The following is a 20,739-nucleotide window of genomic DNA, read 5'->3' as shown; positions in this document are numbered from 1 at the left end:
TATGTTCTAAAAAAAAGAGTTGTTCCATAAGAATGAATGGAGTAAAGCTTTTATATTGGGGGAAAATAGGATGAAATTTTCAAAGCCACTTTTTATTACAGTAGCGCTCTTAATAGCGCTCGTTATCATTGTACCTGCAGCCCTTGTTATTCCATTTGCGAAAGCAAAAGTAGGGGAAGAAACGGCCTCTAAAACTCCTCCAGCGATAGAAAGCATACCAGCTCCAGGAAAAGCAGATACAGCTGTTCAAGTTGCTGTATATCGCGAAAAACAGAAGAAGGTAGAAACATTACCAGTGGAGGAGTATGTGACAGGTGTAGTAGCTTCTGAGATGAATGCCAGTTTTGAAATAGAGGCACTAAAGGCACAGGCATTAGCAGCGAGAACATTTGTAGTACAACGTATGCTAAGCGGAGGAAAGAAAAATAATGCGGACGTGACAGATACGGTGAAAGATCAAGTGTACAAAGGCAAAGATGAATTGAAGAAGCAATGGGGCAATAACTACGAAAATAATTTGAAGAAAATCGAAGAAGCCGTTTCGAAAACAGCAGGACAAGTTTTAACGTATGATGGAAAACCAATTTCAGCATCCTTCTTTTCAACGAGTAATGGCCGAACAGAAAATGCAGCTGACTATTGGGGAAATGATTATCCGTACTTGAAAAGTGTAGATAGTCCGTGGGATCAAGCCTCTCCAAAGTTTACGAGCGAGCAAACATTTACAGTAGCTGATTTTCAAAAACGTCTCGGTGTGAAAGTGCTAGCAGACGGGAAGGTTGGAAATATTAAAGACCTTACGGAAGGAAAGCGCGTAAAGGATGTAGCTTTTCAAGGAAAAACATTAACAGGAAAAGAAGTTCGTGAAAAGTTAGATTTACGTTCTTCTGATTTCACGTGGAAACAACAAGGAGATAAAATCATCGTTACGACGAAAGGGTTCGGTCACGGTGTTGGTATGAGTCAATACGGGGCGAACGGCATGGCAGCGGAAGGAAAGAAATATACAGATATCGTCGCTCATTACTATAAAGGCGTTGAAATAAAGACGATGAATGATTATGAAGGAAAACTGATGGTGAAGAAATAGGTGTCAGAACTCTGGCGCCTATTTTTTTATGTAAAATAGAATAATTTTCCATTAATTGTTTGATATAATAGGATAAAAAGACATTTGGGGGAGACGAAATGGCGCTACTGGAGTTGAAACAGTTAGGGAAGGCGAACCAGTTACCGGAAATTGAGCTAAAGGTTGAAAAAGGACAATGTATTGTTTTGCAATGCAATAATCATACAGCTAAAGTGTTACACCGTATTATTATTGGTGAAGAAGAAGCTTCAACTGGCAACGTACTGTTTGAAGGGGAAGCAATTGGAAAGAAAAATTATTCCCGCATCGGTTTTTGTTTTTTGAAAGACGAGGCATATGATCGTTTGAAGGTGAAGGAATACTTTAATTTTTTTATGGGGCTTTATGAATCGAATATGAGTACGGAAGAAGTTGTACAATATGTCGGTCTCTTAGATAAGTTAAACGTTAAAATAGAAAAACTATCATTTTCAGAGAAGCGTCGTCTTCATATTGGACGAATGATGATTCATAATCCGGATTTAATCATTTTGGAAGAACCGGAGCAAAATGTCGATATAGAGAGTACGGTTATTATTCGAAAAGCGATTATGAAAATGAAAGAGCAAGGAAAGGCAATCTTTATTACGTCATCATTTCTATCAGATGCCCTTTCGTTAACAGAGGACGTATACATATTAAACAACGATGGTGTGAAAAAGATAGAAATTGAGCAAGAGGAAGTGGAAGAAGTCGGTGAAGAAAAAGTCATTCAAATGATTCCGCAAATGAAGTTAGAAAGAATACCTGCGAAAGTAAACGATAAAATCATTTTACTTGATCCGATGGAAATCCATTTCATTGAAACGCAAAACGGAGTAACGCATATTCACGTTCGTGAAGGCGATTTCGTATGTGCATTAACATTAAGTGAACTAGAAGCGAGATTAACAGGTTTTGGTTTCTTTAGATGTCATCGCTCTTACCTTGTAAATTTACAAAGAGTACGAGAAGTGATTACATGGACTCGTAACAGTTTCAGTTTAATTTTGGATGACGAAAGAAAAAGTTCAATTCCACTTTCAAAAGGACGCATGGATGAATTAAAAGGTGTTATTGGACTATAAAAGTGCTCCAATAAGCTCAACATGCGATTCATTCACCGGTAAAAATACTCCTTTTACCGGTATTTTAATGCGCCTACCCTTTGTTTTTCATATGATTGAGTCAAGAAAAGCGAAACAAACAAACGAAAAGCGCTAAAGCGACTTTCATCTATAAAGAAGAAAAACAAAGGAGATGAAGAAATGACATTGGCAATTGAAATGAAAGATGTAATGAAAAGTTTCGACGGAAAAACGGCACTTGGAAATGTAAATATTGAGGTGAAGCAAGGAGAGATATTCGGATTCCTCGGACCGAGTGGATCTGGTAAGACGACAACAGTAAAAATTTTAACTTCTCAATTGCTTCATAGTGTTGGAACGGTAAGAGTATTAGGGAAAGATATTACAGGACCAAGTAGCATCGATTACAAACGAATTGGTATTTTAACAGATAACAGCGGCTTATATGAAAGACTTAGCATTTATGATAACTTATTATTATTTTGTGACTTATACGATTGCAAAAAAGAACGAATCGATGAAGTACTAGCACAAGTGAATTTATTAGATGATAAAAAAACACCAGTAAAAAAATTATCAAAGGGAATGAAGCAACGCGTCACACTAGCAAGAGCAATCCTTCATAAACCAGATATCCTCTTCTTAGACGAACCAACATCTGCACTTGATCCAGTAAACGTACAAAACATTCATAAAATCTTAAAAGACTTAAATAAAGAAGGAACGACGATTTTCTTAACGACTCACAACATGGACGAAGCAGAAACGCTTTGTAACCGCGTTGCCTTCCTGTGTGGCGGAGAAATTGTAGCGCTGGATACGCCAGAGAACCTGCGCTTACAATACGCTAAGGATCAAATAGAGGTCGTATTAAAAGATAAGCAAAAAGAAGTAGTGCAAAAAGATGAATTAGGCGCAAAACGTATTTCAGAATGGATGAACAAAGGAGAATTACTATCCATTCATTCACACGAACCAACTTTAGGCGATATCTTTATTGAAGTTACTGGGAGGGGATTATAATGACATTTTCAATGAAACGGTTTTCGGCTATTGTAAGAAAAGAAATAAATGATGCAGGTAAAAACTCACAAGTTATATTAATGGCGCTATTGCCTATTCTACTTGCTGTATTCTATAGTAATATGGATTCTATAAAAGAGTTCTTTGCAGGTTTTATTATTGTAATGACGATTACCATGGTGGGAAGTTATGTGCAAGCAATTATTATTGCAGAGGAGAAGGAAAAACACACGTTACGAGTATTGATGTTGTCTCCAGCAAGTCCAATAGAAGTTATTTTAGGGAAAAGTGTATTAACTGTATTTTTTGTACTAGCATCTAGTTTTATTAGTTTAGTGATTTTAGATACTTTTAAAGGAAATATTGGTATGCTAGTTATTATTATTTTAATAGGAACATTGTTATGTGTCGTTTTAGGTACTATAGTTGGCTTACTATCCCAAAATATAGCACAAACATCTATATTGGGGCTTCCGATTTTTATAATATTCATAATGGGGCCGATGCTACAAGAAATGGTTAAGAATGAATTTATTATAAAAGTAGTTAATCTTCTTCCGACAAATCATGTTATGGAGGCATTGCAAAAAGTTATAAAGGGAGAAGGGTTTATTGCGATTCAAGAACATATTTTAAACAATACAATTTGGACTATATGCCTTATCATTCTTTGTATTATTGTGTACAAAAAGAAACAATTAGACTAAAAACTGAGCCAAAAGTGCTCAGTTTTTTCTTTTTTCTATCATTTCCTCGGAAATTTTGCAATTCTCATACATATTTTTACAGATTTTGTCGAAAAGTAATTAGTTATACGTTGTATAGGATGCGTGAATATTGTTCAAAATGATTGCTGAGGTGATGATGGAATGCGAGGAAGAAATAATAAAAAGTCGCAAAAGGTAGTACATTTATTTCAAAAAAGATGGGTGTTTCCGGCACTATACATTGCTTGTGCAGCGGTAATCTTAATGGTTGCGCTATGGTTCCAAGGAGCTAATCCGAAGAAGACTCCGAACCATGATCAAGCAACACCGTATACACAATCGGAAGATCCAGCAGTACCAGTAACGAAATCTTCAGAAGTAGTGAAAATGCCAGCTGCCGCGAATGCGGAAGTAGTCGTACAGAAGAAATTCTATGAAGATGCAGCAACTGAGGCGGAACAAGAAAAAGCACTTGTTTTTTATAACAACACATATTCCCCAAACAAAGGAATTGACATTGCTGCGAAGAATGGAAAAGAATTCAATGTTGCTGCTGCTTTAAGTGGTACAGTAACGAAAGCTGAAAAAGATTCACTTCTTGGTTATGTTGTAACAGTTGATAGTGGAAATGGTGTAGCGGTATCTTATCAAAGCTTAGGCAGTGTGAAAGTAGAAAAAGGTGCAAGAGTTGCACAAGGTGAAGTATTAGGAACATCCGGTCTAAGTGCAATGAATAAAGAGGCAGGCTCTCACGTTCACTTTGAAGTACGTAAAGATAATGTGGCTGTGAACCCTGAACGTTACTTAAATAAATCAGTAGCAGAAATTAAAGCTGATGCAGGTGCTGCAAAGGCTACGAATGCTTCTGGTAAAAAAGCTGATGACAAATCTCAAAAAGAAGAGAAGTCAACGAGCACGAAACCAGAAAGTAAAACAGAAGACAAATCTCAAAAAGAAGAGAAGTCAACAAGCGGTTCAACTAGTGACAAAAAAGAAGAACCGAAGAAAGAAGAAAAATCAACAAATGGTTCTACAGAATCATCTAACGATTCTTCTTCACAAGAATAAGAAAGTGAAAAAATCAGTTCTCACTAGGAGAGCTGATTTTTTTATTTCTATATAAAAATACTCAATTTCGAGAAAAAAGTTGCAATAACAAGGAAAAATGACGAGATTCTCGAATATATATTACAAAAGGGAGGGGATACTGTGTCATTTTTGTTTGTTCTGTCGACTGCTATTATTTTATTGTTTGTTTTATTCACTTTATATTATTACATTGCCGGTAAGAAAGAGGTTCCCCACCATCAATTGTTAGAAGAAGAATTGGAACGAGAAGAATGACACCTTTTATACAAGGTGTCATTTTTTTTCGCTATAATAGTCAGTTTTAACGTATTTCTCACAAAAAAACGTAATTTTTCTTAACTTAGTCCGCAAAAATAGTGAACATGTAGCATATATCAGTAGTGCGGGCAATACAATGGTATAAACCAAAGCAAAGAGAGTGTTTGAGGTGAGAAATCGTGAATTATTTCATTATAAATCCAAGAATGTTTAACGCTTACAAACAGCACTCACACTTACTTCTTAGTCGTATGCAGCGAGGCTCATTTCACCCTTCTCACATCCAAATTAGGGAGGCGAGTGGTGTGCACGATTACATCAAAGAGAGAACTATCAAGATTGGTAAGTATATCGTGGAGACAAGAAAGACAGTGCGTGTCATTGCAAAGGAATTTGGGGTATCAAAGAGTACAGTCCATAAAGATTTAACAGAACGTCTACCAGAAATTAATCCAGAGCTCGCAAATGAAGTGAAAGAAATTCTTGATTATCATAAGTCTATTCGTCATTTAAGAGGGGGAGAAGCAACAAAACAAAAGTATAGAAAAGAAGATGTAGAGAAGCCTGTACGTCAATAATGTTACAGTAGCAAACATTCCGTTCACATTCGGTAATATTTTTCAGAAGAATTCTTTTTGCGAATATTACGTTTCTGTTAAATTTATGATAAAATCAGAAATTAGGTGAAAAGAATTCGGGTGTAACCTGATTTTGAATATCGAGGAGGAAAAAACGGGAATGTTTGCGCGAGATATCGGAATTGACCTAGGTACGGCTAACGTATTAATTCATGTTAAAGGTAAGGGTATTGTATTAAATGAGCCATCTGTTGTGGCGATTGATCGTAATAGTGGTAAAGTATTAGCAGTAGGTGAAGAAGCGAGAAGTATGGTGGGACGTACGCCTGGTAATATTGTAGCAATTCGTCCACTTAAAGATGGTGTAATCGCAGATTTCGAAATTACAGAAGCAATGTTAAAGTATTTCATTAACAAATTGGACGTAAAGAGCTTCTTTTCAAAACCTCGTATTTTAATTTGTTGTCCAACAAATATTACATCGGTAGAACAAAAAGCAATTCGTGAAGCTGCTGAACGTTCAGGTGGTAAAACAGTATTTTTAGAAGAAGAACCAAAAGTAGCCGCAGTGGGTGCTGGTATGGAAATCTTCCAACCAAGCGGTAACATGGTTGTTGATATTGGTGGAGGTACAACAGATATCGCTGTACTATCTATGGGTGATATTGTTACCTCTTCCTCTATCAAAATGGCTGGCGATAAGTTTGATATGGAGATCTTAAACTATATTAAACGTAAGTATAAGCTATTAATCGGAGAACGTACTTCAGAAGATATTAAAATTAAAGTTGGTACAGTATTCCCAGGTGCACGTAGCGAAGAACTTGAAATTCGCGGACGTGACATGGTAACAGGCTTACCACGTACAATTACAGTATGCTCTGAAGAAATTACAGAAGCATTAAAAGAAAATGCAGCTGTTATTGTACAAGCTGCAAAAGGCGTATTAGAGCGCACACCACCAGAATTATCTGCAGATATCATCGACCGCGGTGTTATTCTAACAGGCGGTGGAGCTTTACTACACGGTATCGACATGCTTCTAGCAGAAGAACTAAAAGTACCAGTATTAATTGCTGAAAACCCAATGCACTGCGTTGCGGTTGGTACAGGTATTATGTTAGAGAATATCGACAGATTACCAAAGCGTGCTTTGAGATAATTTGAAAGAACTAAGGCTGACGCCTTAGTTCTTTTTTTTGTTTTTATATTTTTTTATTTTGTTTTTTTGCGAAAATGGAAGGAAAATAGAGAAATATGAAGGAAACAGGTAAAATATTCATATATATGGTTAAATTTAATATTTCCTTAATTGAAAACGTTTATAATATAATGAGTCGAATACGACATTAAGGCAAATAATGTTTCAATACATATTGCCTTTCCCTAATTTGGGCATACACTCTTTTCCACCTCCGTGTCAGTTGCAAAAATGTGCAACTATTTTAATGGAATAGAGTGTGTGCATTTTTTTTAGGAAGTTGTGCTAAATATAAAATGTTACTTTGTAATGACAAACAATAAACAAAATGGGATAATAGCAATATGTCCAAGTGGTAAGACCAATATTACAAAAGGGGCGATTGTTACATGCTAAATATAGAACAAATTAAAGAAATCATTCCTCACCGCTATCCATTTTTACTTGTTGATAAAATATTAGAAGTAGATGAAGGCAAAAGAGCGGTTGGGATTAAAAATGTATCCGCAAACGAAGAATTTTTTAACGGACACTTCCCTGACTATGCAGTTATGCCTGGTGTACTTATTGTAGAAGCATTAGCACAAGTCGGAGCAGTTGCAGTATTAAAGAAAGAAGAAAACCGCGGAAGACTTGCTTTCTTTGCAGGTATCGACAATTGCCGTTTCAAAAAACAAGTACGCCCAGGTGATCAGCTTCGTCTAGAAGTAGAAATGACACGCGTACGCGGTCCAATTGGAAAAGGAAAAGCAATTGCAACAGTAGATGGTGAAGTTGCATGTGAGGCAGAAATTACATTTGCAATTGGTGATAAAAAAGAATAGATAGTACTAAAAAATCTCCTTGTGAAAAAGACAAGGGGATTTTTTGTTTACTGCTATATAACGATGAAAAGATAATATACAAACTAATCAGAAAATATCTTGTAAATAGATGGTAATTACCATATACTTACTTTATTATTTATTTAGAAAACAGGATAAGTGATAAAGGTAATAAAGAAATAAAGGCATTGTCATATTGTTAAGGTACTTAAGTAAGACAAAGTAGAATGTTATTGATTATGATGAGATATGGGGAAATCAGCAAAAATATTAATTAGACGTATGAAATCGAGCATAAAAGAGAGAAAAGGGAAATGTCGCATTTCACAAAAGGAGATTATGAATATGTTCGGGAGAAAGAAAAGAAAACCATTACGACAATTAATTACACATAAAGAGCCTAAATCGCGTATTACAGAACAATACCGCAACATTCGTACAAACATTGAGTTTACATCTGTAGATAATCATGTTCGTTCTATTATTGTTACTTCAGCCGATCCAGGTGATGGGAAAACAACAACAATCGCAAACTTAGCAGTTGTTTTCGGACAACAAGGAAAGAAAGTTTTATTAATTGGAGCTGACTTGCGTAAGCCAACGATACAAAACTTATTTGCCATTCATAGTTCAAATGGGTTAACGAACTTATTATCAGGACAAGCAAAACTTATGCAATGCATTCAAAAAACAGATATAGAGAACGTATACTTAATGGCAGCAGGTCCAATCCCGCCAAACCCAGCAGAACTATTAGGGAGCCGGGCAATGGACGAGGCGTTGCTAGAAGCATATAACATGTTTGATATTATATTAATTGACACACCACCTGTCCTTGCGGTTACGGATGCGCAAATACTAGCGAATAAATGTGATGGAATCGTACTCGTTGTACGAAGTGAAAAGACGGAAAAAGATAAAATCGTAAAAGCGAAACAAATATTAGATAAAGCATCAGGCAAACTACTTGGAGTCGTTTTAAACGATAAAAGAGAAGAAAAAGAGCAGTATGGTTATTACTAAAATATAAAAAGCCAACAAAATTTTTGTTGGCTTTTTTTGTTTTCTGAAAATTATTTATCAAGTTATACAGTGTAAAAAGCATGATATGATAAAATTTTTGGGAAATCATTGGAATGTGTTGTCATATTTAAGATTATTTTGTAAGATTAAACTTGTTTCTTGTGAACAAATATAGAACTGAATTATTAAAAATAAAAAATGTAAGATTTATATGTTATAATTTTTCCTATGTGTAAATTTTAGAAAGTTGGAGGAACCTATGGAAGAAACAATTAGTCTAAAAGAGTTATTTCATATCTTAAAAAAACGTTTAGCAATAATCCTCGTAATCGCATTTGGTACAGCTATTGCAAGTGCTATCATTAGCTTTTTCTTTATGACACCAATCTATCAATCTTCGACGCAAATTCTTGTTAACCAGAAGAAGCAAGAGGGTGCAGCAATTCAGTTGGGGGAAATTCAATCAAATATTCAATTAACGAATACATATAAGGTTATTATTAAAAGTCCAGTAATCTTAGAACAAGTGAATGAAAAATTAAATTTAAATATGACAGCGCAAGAGTTAACGAAAAAAGTTAATGTTGCGAATGAAAAGGATTCGCAAGTAATCTCTGTAACAGCTGAGGATAAAGACCCTAAAATAGCTCGTGATATTGCGAATGCGACTGCAGATGTGTTCAAAGGTGAAGTTGCGAAAATTATGAGCGTTGATAACGTAACAGTATTATCTAAAGCAGAAGTTGCAGAAAATCAATCTCCGATTAAACCAGCTCCTATGCTTAATGTAGCAATTGCTTTCGTTGTTGGTTTAATGGCTTCAGTTGGTCTTGCATTCTTACTAGAATACTTAGATAACACGGTGAAAAAAGAAGAAGATGTAGAAAACTTACTTGGCTTACCGGTATTAGGAATTGTAGCTCGTATGGATGAAGAAACAATGAACGTGAAATCACACGCTCCATCATCAAGAAAAGTGAGGGGACAAACAATTGGCTCTTAATTTATTTAAAAAGAAAAAGAATCATCGTCAACGCCGTCAATTAATTGCTCATCAACAACCGAAATCACCAATTTCAGAACAATATCGTAATATTCGAACGAATATTGAATTTGCAGCTATTGATACGAATTTACATTCATTAATGGTCACGTCTGCAAACCCAAGTGAAGGAAAAACGACAACGACAGCGAATATGGCAGTTGTGTTTGCTCAACAAGGAAAAAAAGTATTATTAATTGATGCGGATATGCGTAAACCAGCAATGCATCAAATGTTCCAAGTAGATAATATTTTCGGATTAACGAACGTATTAACACATAGTGAACGTTTAGAGAAGTGTGTACAAACGACATCTGTAGACAATCTGCACTTTTTAGCTTGTGGCCCAATCCCACCAAATCCGGCCGAATTGTTAGGTTCGAAATCAATGAAAGAGCTTCTTGGACAAGCATACAGCATGTATGATCTAGTTATTTTTGATATGCCACCAATTTTAGCTGTTACCGACGCACAAATTATGGCAAATGTATGTGATGCTTCTATTCTTGTTGTTCGTAGTGAATCAACAGAGAAAGAAACAGCGGTAAAAGCAAAAGGATTATTGGAGTCTGCAAAAGGTAAATTGTTAGGCGTCGTTCTAAACGACCGTGAACGTGAACAAGGCCTATACTACTACTACGGTGCAAACTAATTTTAAAGTGAGATATGGTAAAAACATATCTCCTTTTTTCCTTTGAATATGAGATATATCTCATATTCAAAGGAAAAAAGATCTTTATAGGAGAGAGGGAGGATGAAACAAATGATAGATTTACATTGTCACATTTTACCTGGTATTGATGACGGTGCACAGACAGTAACAGATAGTTTAGCGATGGCACAAAAAGCTGTTTCAGAAGGAATACATACAATTGTCGCAACGCCGCACCATCAAAATGGAAAATATGTAAATGAACGTACCTCAATTATTCATCACGTAAAACAATTAAATGATGAACTACAACAACATAATATTCCACTTACTATTTTACCTGGGCAAGAGGTCAGGTTATATGGCGATTTATTAGAAGACTATGAAGCTGGTAAAATCGTTACTTTAAATGAAACAAATAAATATATATTCATTGAATTTCCATCGAATCATGTACCTCGTTATGCCGAACAATTATTATACGAATTACGTGTAAAGGGAATGATTCCAATTATTGTTCATCCAGAACGTAATGCCGAGTTAATCGAGCGGCCAGATAAGCTATATAACCTTGTAAATAAAGGTGTATTAACACAAGTGACAGCAGGTAGTTTGCTTGGGAAATTTGGCAAGAAAATTAAAAAATTCTCACTACAGCTTGTAGAACATAATTTAACACATATGGTCGCTTCAGATGCACATAACACAACGTCAAGAGGATTTCATTTAGCGGAAAGCTATGAACTAATTGAGAAAGAATTCGGAATGAATGTTATGAGTGATTTGAAAGAAAATCCGTACTTATTAATTAGCGGGAAGGCAATTTACAAAGAAGATCCAGAACACATTCGTCGTAAAAAATTGTTCGGTATTTTTTAAATAAAAATTGGTGATGTCTCCTAACCGTTATCAATGGGGGCACTCGGTCGTGCTGTGGGTAGAAATTTTTATTTCGAACCTACCTTAGACGCTTGTCGTCGGGAGTATGACGTGAGGGTGGGTTAGATGCCCATAATTTATTTGTAATAGAAACTCTACCTATGGAGTTATAACTATGACTTTATAGGTAGGGTTTTTGTTATTGTTACATATAGATATAATAATTTATTTTTGGGGGTACTAGATTTGAAAAAAGTAAGGAAAGCAATTATTCCAGCTGCTGGACTGGGGACAAGGTTTTTACCAGCAACGAAAGCAATGCCGAAAGAAATGTTACCTATCGTTGATAAACCGACAATTCAATACATAGTAGAAGAAGCGATAGAATCAGGAATTGAAGATATTATTATTGTTACTGGAAAAGGTAAACGTGCTATTGAAGATCATTTTGATCATTCCTTTGAATTAGAGCAAAGCTTACTAGAAAAAGGGAAGTATGAGATGCTAGAAAAAGTACAAGCTTCTTCAAAAATTAATATTCATTACATAAGACAAAAGGAACCAAAAGGACTGGGACACGCAGTATGGTGTGCACGTAAGTTTATTGGAAATGAACCATTTGCAGTATTACTTGGTGATGATATTGTTCAAGCAGAAACGCCATGTTTGCGTCAATTAATGGATCAATATGAAGGTATACAGTCGTCGGTTATTGGTGTACAAACAGTGCCAGAAAAAGAAACACATCGTTATGGTATTATCGATCCGATTGAACAAAGCGATCGCCGTTATCAAGTACGTCAATTTGTAGAGAAGCCAACTCAAGGAACTGCACCGTCAAATTTAGCGATTATGGGACGTTACGTATTAACGCCAGAAATCTTTATGTTTCTTGAAAATCAACAGACAGGTGCTGGTGGGGAAATTCAGTTAACAGATGCAATTCAACGATTAAATGAAGTTCAACGTGTATTTGCTTATGACTTTGAGGGTACGCGTTACGATGTTGGGGAGAAGTTTGGATTTATTAAGACGACGATTGAAATGGCACTACAAAATGAAGAATTAAAAATAGAATTAATTAAATATATGAATGAAATTATAAAGAAAGAGAATGTACATATATAAGGGCGAGGTGAAGAGACTTGGATTCGGCAAAAATATATAATGGAAATCTGGTGGAAGAAAAATTTCAAGAAATCAATCCAGATCAAGTAAATTCTAAAAGAGGATATTTAATAATTAAAAGATTTATGGATATTATTGGTTCACTTATAGGATTGATAATATTAGCTCCAATTTTTTGTATTGTAGCAATAATCATGAAGATTGAGGATCCTAAAGGCCCTATAATATTTAAACAGGTTAGAGTAGGTAAAGACGGGCAAGAATTCCAGATGTATAAATTTAGATCTATGGTAGTTAATGCAGAAGAAAAATTAAAAGACTTATTAAGTCAAAATGAAGTCTCTGGTGCAATGTTTAAAATGAAAGAAGATCCAAGAATTACAAAAATAGGTGGATTTATAAGAAAAACCAGTATAGATGAGCTTCCGCAACTTATTAATGTATTAAAGGGAGAGATGAGCCTTGTTGGCCCAAGACCACCTTTATTACGAGAGGTTAAAGAATACACTGTTTATGATAAACAACGACTTATGGTAACACCTGGATGTACAGGTTTATGGCAGGTAAGTGGAAGAAGTAATTTAAGTTTTAAACAAATGGTTGAACTAGACTTATATTATATTATAAACAGAAATTTTATTTTTGATGTTAAGATTTTGTTAAGAACTGTAAAGGTTTTATTAGGTTCAAAAGATGCATTTTAAAAGATTGCTATTTTAGTAAGAACAAGTTTTTAAAATTATGGAATAAAGGAGTTTTGTTTAAAAGATGAAAAGAAAAGTGATTACCTATGGTACCTTTGATTTATTGCACTATGGGCATATAAATATACTTAGAAGAGCAAAAGCGCTAGGGGATTACCTAATTGTAGCGATATCTACAGATCAGTTTAATGAGTTAAAAGGTAAGAAATCTTATTTCTCATATGATAAAAGAAGATTAATGCTGGAATCAATTAAATATGTAGATGAAGTAATACCAGAAGAGAATTGGGAGCAGAAAAAAATAGATGTAATGAATCATAATATAGATACATTTGTTATGGGTGATGATTGGAAGGGCGAATTTGATTTTTTAAAAGAATACTGTGAAGTTGTGTATTTACCAAGGACTGAAGGGGTATCGACTACAAAAATCAAAGTAGAATTACAATCTATAAATTAATAATGCGAGAGTATGGTAAAATATGAAAAATAAATTAACTAAGAATTTTATTTTCTTATTCTTAATGCAAATGGCTAATTTACTTTTGCCATTAATTAGTCTTCCTTACTTAAGTAGAGTACTACAACCAGAGGGTTTTGGCCTAATTGTATTTGCTCAGTCTCTTATACAATATTTTGTTATTCTTACGGATTTTGGTTTTAATTTATCCGCAACAAGACAGGTATCTATAAACAGAGAAAATCCAGAGAAGTTAAAGCAAATATTTAATTCGGTTTTAATTATAAAGCTAATATTGGTTATAATTTCTTTTGTTATATTGGTCAGCATAGTAATGTTAAACCATAGTTTTAGTGAATACTGGTATGTTTATCTATATAACTTTGGTATTGTAATTGGTAATGCACTATTTCCGCTATGGTTATTCCAAGGTTTAGAGGTAATGCAGTACTCTACTTTATTAAATGTTATTTCAAAATTAATTTTTACTTTGTGTACTTTTATCCTTGTTAAGGATTCAGAGGATTTATATATTGTTCCAATTCTAAATTCAATAGGCTTTATAATTTCGGGGGTATTAGGTATATCTGTGGCACTAAGGAAGTTTAATATGCGTCTTCAATTACCCCAAAAAGATGAATTGATATTGGCATTGAAAGATAGTGCTCAATTCTTTGTATCAAGGGCATCAGTAAGTCTTTATACGACAACAAATACATTTTTGATAGGGATCTTTTTAGGGAAAACAGCTGCTGGTTATTATGCAATTGCAGAAAAATTAATTAATGTTATTTCTATTATCATATCGACAGTAGTGGATGCTATTTATCCTTTTATGGCAAAAACTAGGGATTTAAAATTATTTAATAAAATATTTAAAATTGTAATGATTCTAGGTATTGTAGGATGCTTAGTGGCCTTCATAATTAGTGAGCAAGCTATTGGTGTTATTTTCGGAGCAAATTATCAGGTTAGTGTAACATTATTTAATATTATGTTAGTAAGTTGTTTTATTTCTATTCCTAGCATGCTGATTGGTTATCCATTATTGGCGGCATTTGGGAATTCTACATACCCCAATTATAGTGTATTAGCCGGATCAATAGTTCATATTGTATTACTATTATTATTAATACAGTTAGGAAATATTTATGTAGTTGCAAGCATTTTAATAGTAACACAGCTAGTTATATTATCAATTAGGTATTATGGAGTTAGAAAAATAATACTTAAAAATCACAAAAGTAAAAGAATTGGGGTATAACATGCAAACTAAACTACTGACGTTAGTATATATATTACTATCTCCTATATATTTATTATCAATGATTTTTCCAAAAAAGAAGGATTTAGTTGTAATAGGCGGATCCCTAGGGAAGCATTTTGCAGATAATCCTAAATATCTATTCTTGTACCTTGACCAAAATAAACCTAAATTTCAATATTATTGGTTGACTAAAAACAAGGAATTATGCAAGGAAAAGAATGCTAATAATTTTTTGTATCTGTATACGTTTAAGGGGCTATATATTTTATTACGAGCTAAATATTTAATTTTATCACATCAAATTAATGATATGTTCCCACCATTACATGGTGGAAAAGAAATAATTCAGTTATGGCATGGAACACCATTGAAAAAATTAGGGTTTGATAGAGATGCAGAATTGAATTCGCCTCTGAAAAATGGATTAAAATCAATATTTTATTTCATTTTTCCATATTTATTTTATATGCGAACGGATTATATAGTCGTATCTGCGGAATGTTTAATTAATAATTTTAGTACGGCATTTAAGTTAGAAAAGAGTAAGGTTATACCTTTAGGACAACCTAGAAATGATATATTATTACATCCAGAGTTACTTAACGAGAAGTATACAAATAATAAAGTTTTTTTACATGAATTATCCAATTATGAAAAAGTGATTAGTTGGTTGCCTACACATAGACATGGAACTAACAAAAATATAGTCAATTTATTGGATGATTATGGGTTTGATGCATTTAAGGTTAATCAACGATTGCGGCAGGAGAATAGCATATTAATTATCAAACCACATTTTATAGAACTGGGTATTATAAAAGATAAATTAATAGGATATGATAATATAGTTGTCTACGAAGAGGCTGATCCATATCCACTATTAACATTTACTGATATTTTAATAACGGATTATTCGAGTGTATTCTTTGATTTTTATTTAACAAAAAGGGATATAATTTTTGCGCCTTTTGATTATCATGAATATAAAAGAAACTTTAAAGATTTTTATTATGATTACGATGATTTACTTTCTGAATATCCAAAAGTTAATAATTGGGATGAACTATTAAAACTTGCTTTGAGTCAAGAATATTTTAATAGGAATAACGAATATAAAAAATTACAAGATTTTAATAAATACACTGATGAAAATTGTAAGAGGGTCACTGAATTCATTGAGAAGTTGTGTAAATAAGTTCTATTTAAAAGGCTGGGATTATGTTGATCTTAAGATTTTTTAGTTTTATATATCTAACATTACTATTATTTTTAGTAACGTATCAGGATTTTTTCTTAGTTAATAAGATAGGGGAGATAGGTCGCTCCCCTATCTTTTTATTATTGCCTTTCTTTATTATAGGAGAAATATTAAATATTAAGTGTAAGAAAATAAATATAACTAAACTGCAAAAATATTTGTTTATGTATATTATCTATGTATTTTGTGTTGGGCTTATATATGTTTTTATATACTCTTTAAAAGGGGTATATGTATACTTAAATGAAGACATTTTCTTGAAATTTGTAAAAGGGCAAATGTATTTCATAATAATATTTCTTTTTTATAGGCATTGTTATTTGTTGTTTTCGATAATTAAGACTAAGGTTATTTTTAGAGCATTTTTTGTTAATTTAATGATATTAAATATTATTATGGCCTTAGAGTATTTTAGTATGCCAAGTGCGTGGATGTGGCTTCATTCATCAGATGAGCCCTACTATAGAATTAGATTATTAACAGTGGAGAGTAGTTGGACTGGAACAATTTATCTTATATATAGTATTCTTACTTTATATTTAGCGAAAAAACTTTTTAATAATTTTAAAGTTAGATTGTATACGATAACTATAATAATTTCATTACTTGCTTATGTATTCCTCACTGGTTCAAAAGGCTTTTTTATCGTTTTTGTAGTAAGTCTAATCTTTTTTGCATTTAACTTTATTAATATATTTAGAATTAGTGTAAAAAATATTATTTTCAGCTTCTTGTTACTATGCTGTACCGCTTTAGTTTTTATGATTTTAAAGGATGATTTTTATTCTTCTCTTATGAGTGATATTGAGAAATATACATCAGTTTCTACAAGACTAGGTTTATTTATGGTAGCAATAAAAGTATTTGTTACAAACCCTTTTGGTGTGGGTACAGGTGTTTATATTGTTTTATTAGTAGAGAGTATTCAGGGGATAATTGAATTATTAAGAGAGATATTTGTTACACTATTTAATGTTTCACCTAATTTAGATGAATTGCAAAGATTAACGGGTACAACCAAAGGATTAGCTATTAAATCTAGCTTTTTTAACTGGTTAGTACAGGGGGGAATAGGAGCTTTACTGTACTTCTTCTATTCTTCTAAAGTGGCTAATCAAATAACAAAAAATGATAAAATGCTGAGATTTTGCTTAATTTTTGTTCTTATATCAGTATTTAGTTTTATAAATTTAGAAATTAAGTATGAGATTTGGTTATTCTTTGCTTTTATAGATTGGAATTACCAAAATAACAAACCTCATTTAAATGGTATGCCTTAGTATAGTTTCAAAAGGAGTGGAATATCTTAAATGTTATCTGTAAGTATTGTGATACCGGTTTTTAATTCTGAGAGTATAATTGGACAAGTGCTTAATTCTTTAATTGAGCAAGATTATGATAAAAATAAGTATGAGATTATTTTAGTTGACGATGCATCTACTGATGAAAGTGTTAGTGTAATTCAGGGGTTTGTTGATAACTACGAAAATATAAAATTATTTGTCAATAATAAAAATAGCGGTCGAAGTAAGACTAGAAATAAGGCAATTGAAAATAGTTCAAATGAATTAGTTATAATGTTGGATTCAGATTGTGTACCTATTACCAATCAATTTATTAATAGACATGTTGAATTTCATATGAGTAATAAGAAGGGATTAGGAATAGGGGCAATTTATTTCCCTAGTAAATCTAATAATTCATTTGATCAATTTAGAGAACAAAGAGAAAATATTAGATTAAGATATGGAGAAAATACAACAAAGTTGGAATTTGTATATGTAACTACGGCTAATTTAAGTATCCGTATGGAAAATTTAAGAGAATCGCAAGGATTTGATGAAGATTTTAAGTATTGGGGATCGGAAGATATCGAGTTTGGTTATAGATTATTTAAAAATGATTATGAGATTAGTTTAATAGAGCAGGATGGGGATGTACATCACTTTGATGAGAGGATAAGTTTAAAAGTATATTGTAAACGAATAAAAAATTTAGCCCAATATAATATGCCTATATTATTAGAAAAACATCCCGAAATAATTAACTTCTTTGGCAACTTTAAATATTTAGAGCCATTAAAAGCTAGAGATACTGTTCCAAAGTATAAAAAATATTGTATACAATTTTTAGTTAAAAATTGTAATTTTGTTTTTAAGCGTATTATAAAGAATGAAGCTAAGTTTAGTTTGAAACTACTATTCTTTGTATATAAATTATATATTGCTAACTTTTATATGGAGGGTGTACAAGAAAGGGTTTTAAAGTAGCTTCTAGATTTAATAATTTTAGGAGTGGATTAAATGAAAGTTTTACATATAGCTGAATATGTAAAGGGAGGAATTGCTACATATCTTCAGGAGGTAATAGAATATCAAGAACAGTGTGAAAACATTGATGACGTTTTTTTACTCTATGGGGATTTACACTCGGGGGAATTGAAGAATATTAATTCTGAGAATATATACGGCTATTCTTATAAAAGGAGCCCAAAATATATAATAAAAGCTATAAAGGAAATTAATGCGTATATAAATTTGATAAAACCAGATATTATTCACGTGCATAGTTCATTTGCGGGCCTATATGTTAGATTACTTTATTTTATTAAGAGAAAAAATGTGAAAATTGTTTATTGTTCGCATGGCTGGTCATTTTTAATGGACACCTCTCAGCTAAAAAAAAGAGTATACTCCTTAATAGAGAGAGTGTTAGCTCTTAAAACCGATACTATAGTTAATATTTCTCTAGATGAGTACACAAACTCACTTAAATATCATTTGCCTAAAAATAAATCTACAATTATATATAATGGGATTTCTGATAGGAGTAATGATAAAAGGGTATCATTAGAAATAGAAAAAGATTGTATAAATTTACTCTTTGTTGGAAGATTCGATAAGCAAAAAGGTCTAGATATTTTAATAGATATTTTTAAAAATAATAATTTACCAAAGATTAAATTATATATTATTGGTGAACCTGTTGTAAGTCAGGCTGAATTTCAATTTCCTCAAAATGTTATAAATTTAGGCTGGATCGACAATAAATTATTAGATAGTTATTATTCTGATATGGATGCGGTTATAATGCCTTCACGTTGGGAGGGTTTTGGTTTGGTTGCGATTGAAGCAATGAAAAATAGAAAACCTGTTATAGTAAGTAATAGGGGGGCATTACCGGAATTGATTAACCAAGAAGTTAATGGATACATATTTGATTTAGAAAAACCCAATGATTTAGTAGATATATTATTAAACCTTGATAAAATAGAATTGAAAGAAATGGGAAAACGGGGCAGGAATATATATGAAGAAAAGTTTACTAGTAATATTATGAATAGAAAAATTATTGAAGAATATCAAAAACTAGTGGATGGTTTAACTCATTAAGTACTATATTAAATAGGAAATACATTTAAAGGAAGAGGCGAATATCTTGAAGAAAAAAATATTTCTTTGGGCTTTAAGTATTATAGGCGTTATCCTAGTTGGCACAGGGATCTATGCATATACTGTTTATTCAAATGTATCTAATACATTAAATGCAGTGCATAAACCATTGGACCGTGAAAAATCAGATAAAAGGGATGGAAAGGTAGATATTGCTGATAGAAAACCTATTTCAATTTTATTAATGGGTGTCGATCAACGTGGGGAAGATCAAGGTCGCTCAGATTCTCTAATGTTATTTACATTAAATCCTAAATCTAATTCAATGAAAATTATTAGTATTCCGCGTGATTCTTATACAGAAATTGTTGGAAAGGGCAAGAAAGATAAAATAAATCATGCCTATGCATTCGGCGGAATCGATATGGCAGTGAAAACAGTCGAGAATTTCCTCGATATTCCAGTTGATCATTATATTGAGGTAAATATGGAAGGATTCAGGGATATTGTAGATGCTGTTGGTGGTGTGGATATTAATAACGATATGAGCTTTAAAATGGACGGTTTTGATTATCCAAAAGGGGATTTACATTTAGATGGGAAAAAAGCTTTAGTATATTCTCGTATGCGTTATGCGGATCCACGCGGTGACTTTGGCCGTCAAATGCGCCAACGTCAAGTTATTCAGGCTGTAATTAAGAAGGGTGCAAGCGTATCTTCTCTGGCAAGTTACGGTGATGTATTAAAAGCAATTGAGAAAAACGTTAAAACAAGTTTAACACAAGACCAAATGTTTGATATTCAAAAGAACTATAAAGATTGTATGCAAAACAGTGAAGAAATCCAAATCCCAGGCGACGGCCACAAAGCCGCTGATGGTATTTGGTATTACTATGTTCCGGATGCAGCGAAACAAGATATAACGAATAAGTTAAGAGCACATCTTGAAGTGACTAAATAATATGTAATAACCCAACTCCTTTGGAAGGAGTTGGGTTTATTTTTGCTTGGATTTATATTAGTATTATATATTGTGAGATTAATAGATGAGGTGAATC

General features: G+C 32.8%; 22 protein-coding genes. All 22 read left to right on the top strand.

Annotated elements, in window-relative coordinates; genetic code table 11:
• Positions 1-70: 70 nt before the first annotated feature.
• The 22 genes from spoIID (at position 71) to tagU (ending at position 20,642) form a co-directional block, all read left to right on the top strand.
• Positions 71-1,090: a stage II sporulation protein D gene (gene spoIID, locus NST86_RS27105; protein WP_000672648.1), complete on the top strand. Its 1,020-nt coding sequence runs from the start codon at positions 71-73 to the stop codon at positions 1,088-1,090.
• A 98-nt stretch (positions 1,091-1,188) separates the two neighbouring features.
• Positions 1,189-2,196: a LytTR family transcriptional regulator DNA-binding domain-containing protein gene (locus NST86_RS27100; protein ID WP_001185917.1), complete on the top strand. Its 1,008-nt coding sequence runs from the start codon at positions 1,189-1,191 to the stop codon at positions 2,194-2,196.
• Between the two features lie 180 nt (positions 2,197-2,376).
• Positions 2,377-3,219: an ABC transporter ATP-binding protein gene (locus NST86_RS27095; protein ID WP_000170822.1), complete on the top strand. Its 843-nt coding sequence runs from the start codon at positions 2,377-2,379 to the stop codon at positions 3,217-3,219.
• On the top strand, positions 3,219-3,926 hold the full coding sequence (locus NST86_RS27090) for an ABC transporter permease (RefSeq protein ID WP_137074370.1): 708 nt from the start codon (positions 3,219-3,221) through the stop codon (positions 3,924-3,926). Before NST86_RS27095 ends, NST86_RS27090 begins: the two co-directional genes overlap by 1 nt.
• 162 nt (positions 3,927-4,088) lie before the next feature.
• On the top strand, positions 4,089-4,994 hold the full coding sequence (locus NST86_RS27085) for a M23 family metallopeptidase (RefSeq protein WP_098616143.1): 906 nt from the start codon (positions 4,089-4,091) through the stop codon (positions 4,992-4,994).
• Between the two features lie 141 nt (positions 4,995-5,135).
• On the top strand, positions 5,136-5,270 hold the full coding sequence (locus tag NST86_RS27080) for a hypothetical protein (protein WP_000008903.1): 135 nt from the start codon (positions 5,136-5,138) through the stop codon (positions 5,268-5,270).
• 308 nt (positions 5,271-5,578) lie between these two features.
• Positions 5,579-5,851, top strand: coding sequence for a sporulation transcriptional regulator SpoIIID (gene spoIIID, locus NST86_RS27075; RefSeq protein WP_000544012.1), 273 nt, complete (start codon positions 5,579-5,581; stop codon positions 5,849-5,851).
• A 160-nt stretch (positions 5,852-6,011) separates the two neighbouring features.
• Positions 6,012-7,013 (top strand): rod shape-determining protein, encoded by a 1,002-nt coding sequence (locus tag NST86_RS27070; protein ID WP_000457978.1) that lies wholly within the window; start codon positions 6,012-6,014, stop codon positions 7,011-7,013.
• Between the two features lie 428 nt (positions 7,014-7,441).
• Positions 7,442-7,876 (top strand): 3-hydroxyacyl-ACP dehydratase FabZ, encoded by a 435-nt coding sequence (fabZ, locus tag NST86_RS27065; protein WP_000931959.1) that lies wholly within the window; start codon positions 7,442-7,444, stop codon positions 7,874-7,876.
• 345 nt (positions 7,877-8,221) lie between these two features.
• Positions 8,222-8,899 carry a CpsD/CapB family tyrosine-protein kinase gene (locus NST86_RS27060; protein WP_000467945.1) on the top strand — a complete coding sequence of 226 codons (678 nt, stop codon included), beginning with the start codon at positions 8,222-8,224 and terminating at the stop codon, positions 8,897-8,899.
• Positions 8,900-9,158: 259 nt separating this feature from the next.
• The gene (locus tag NST86_RS27055) at positions 9,159-9,902 is read left to right on the top strand and encodes a YveK family protein (protein WP_000393117.1); all 744 of its coding nucleotides are present in this window, start codon (positions 9,159-9,161) and stop codon (positions 9,900-9,902) included.
• Positions 9,892-10,593, top strand: a complete 702-nt coding sequence (locus NST86_RS27050; protein ID WP_001207150.1) for a CpsD/CapB family tyrosine-protein kinase — start codon at positions 9,892-9,894, stop codon at positions 10,591-10,593. Before NST86_RS27055 ends, NST86_RS27050 begins: the two co-directional genes overlap by 11 nt.
• A 111-nt stretch (positions 10,594-10,704) precedes the next feature.
• The gene (locus tag NST86_RS27045; RefSeq protein ID WP_002184075.1) at positions 10,705-11,472 is read left to right on the top strand and encodes a tyrosine-protein phosphatase; all 768 of its coding nucleotides are present in this window, start codon (positions 10,705-10,707) and stop codon (positions 11,470-11,472) included.
• Positions 11,473-11,718: 246 nt separating this feature from the next.
• Positions 11,719-12,600 carry a UTP--glucose-1-phosphate uridylyltransferase GalU gene (galU, locus tag NST86_RS27040; RefSeq protein ID WP_000757809.1) on the top strand — a complete coding sequence of 294 codons (882 nt, stop codon included), beginning with the start codon at positions 11,719-11,721 and terminating at the stop codon, positions 12,598-12,600.
• 17 nt (positions 12,601-12,617) lie between these two features.
• A complete protein-coding gene (locus NST86_RS27035; RefSeq protein WP_000376470.1) occupies positions 12,618-13,304 on the top strand; it encodes a sugar transferase in 687 nt (228 codons plus the stop codon).
• Positions 13,305-13,368: 64 nt separating this feature from the next.
• Positions 13,369-13,764: a glycerol-3-phosphate cytidylyltransferase gene (gene tagD, locus NST86_RS27030; RefSeq protein ID WP_000824290.1), complete on the top strand. Its 396-nt coding sequence runs from the start codon at positions 13,369-13,371 to the stop codon at positions 13,762-13,764.
• Positions 13,765-13,786: 22 nt separating this feature from the next.
• The gene (locus NST86_RS27025) at positions 13,787-15,028 is read left to right on the top strand and encodes a flippase (RefSeq protein ID WP_000791788.1); all 1,242 of its coding nucleotides are present in this window, start codon (positions 13,787-13,789) and stop codon (positions 15,026-15,028) included.
• Between the two features lies 1 nt (position 15,029).
• Positions 15,030-16,226, top strand: coding sequence for a CDP-glycerol glycerophosphotransferase family protein (locus NST86_RS27020; RefSeq protein ID WP_001193615.1), 1,197 nt, complete (start codon positions 15,030-15,032; stop codon positions 16,224-16,226).
• A 23-nt stretch (positions 16,227-16,249) separates the two neighbouring features.
• Positions 16,250-17,569, top strand: coding sequence for an O-antigen ligase family protein (locus NST86_RS27015; RefSeq protein ID WP_000906381.1), 1,320 nt, complete (start codon positions 16,250-16,252; stop codon positions 17,567-17,569).
• A gap of 30 nt (positions 17,570-17,599) precedes the next feature.
• Complete coding sequence (locus NST86_RS27010; RefSeq protein ID WP_000953928.1) at positions 17,600-18,559, top strand: glycosyltransferase; 960 nt, start codon at positions 17,600-17,602, stop codon at positions 18,557-18,559.
• Between the two features lie 33 nt (positions 18,560-18,592).
• On the top strand, positions 18,593-19,681 hold the full coding sequence (locus NST86_RS27005; protein ID WP_000865923.1) for a glycosyltransferase: 1,089 nt from the start codon (positions 18,593-18,595) through the stop codon (positions 19,679-19,681).
• A gap of 46 nt (positions 19,682-19,727) precedes the next feature.
• A complete protein-coding gene (gene tagU / locus NST86_RS27000; RefSeq protein ID WP_000726750.1) occupies positions 19,728-20,642 on the top strand; it encodes a polyisoprenyl-teichoic acid--peptidoglycan teichoic acid transferase TagU in 915 nt (304 codons plus the stop codon).
• The last annotated feature ends 97 nt before the right edge of the window (positions 20,643-20,739 follow it).

This window comes from Bacillus sp. FSL L8-0199 (assembly GCF_038005705.1).
Lineage (GTDB): Bacteria > Bacillota > Bacilli > Bacillales > Bacillaceae_G > Bacillus_A > Bacillus_A cereus.
This window is presented reverse-complemented; position numbering and strand designations above follow the sequence as displayed.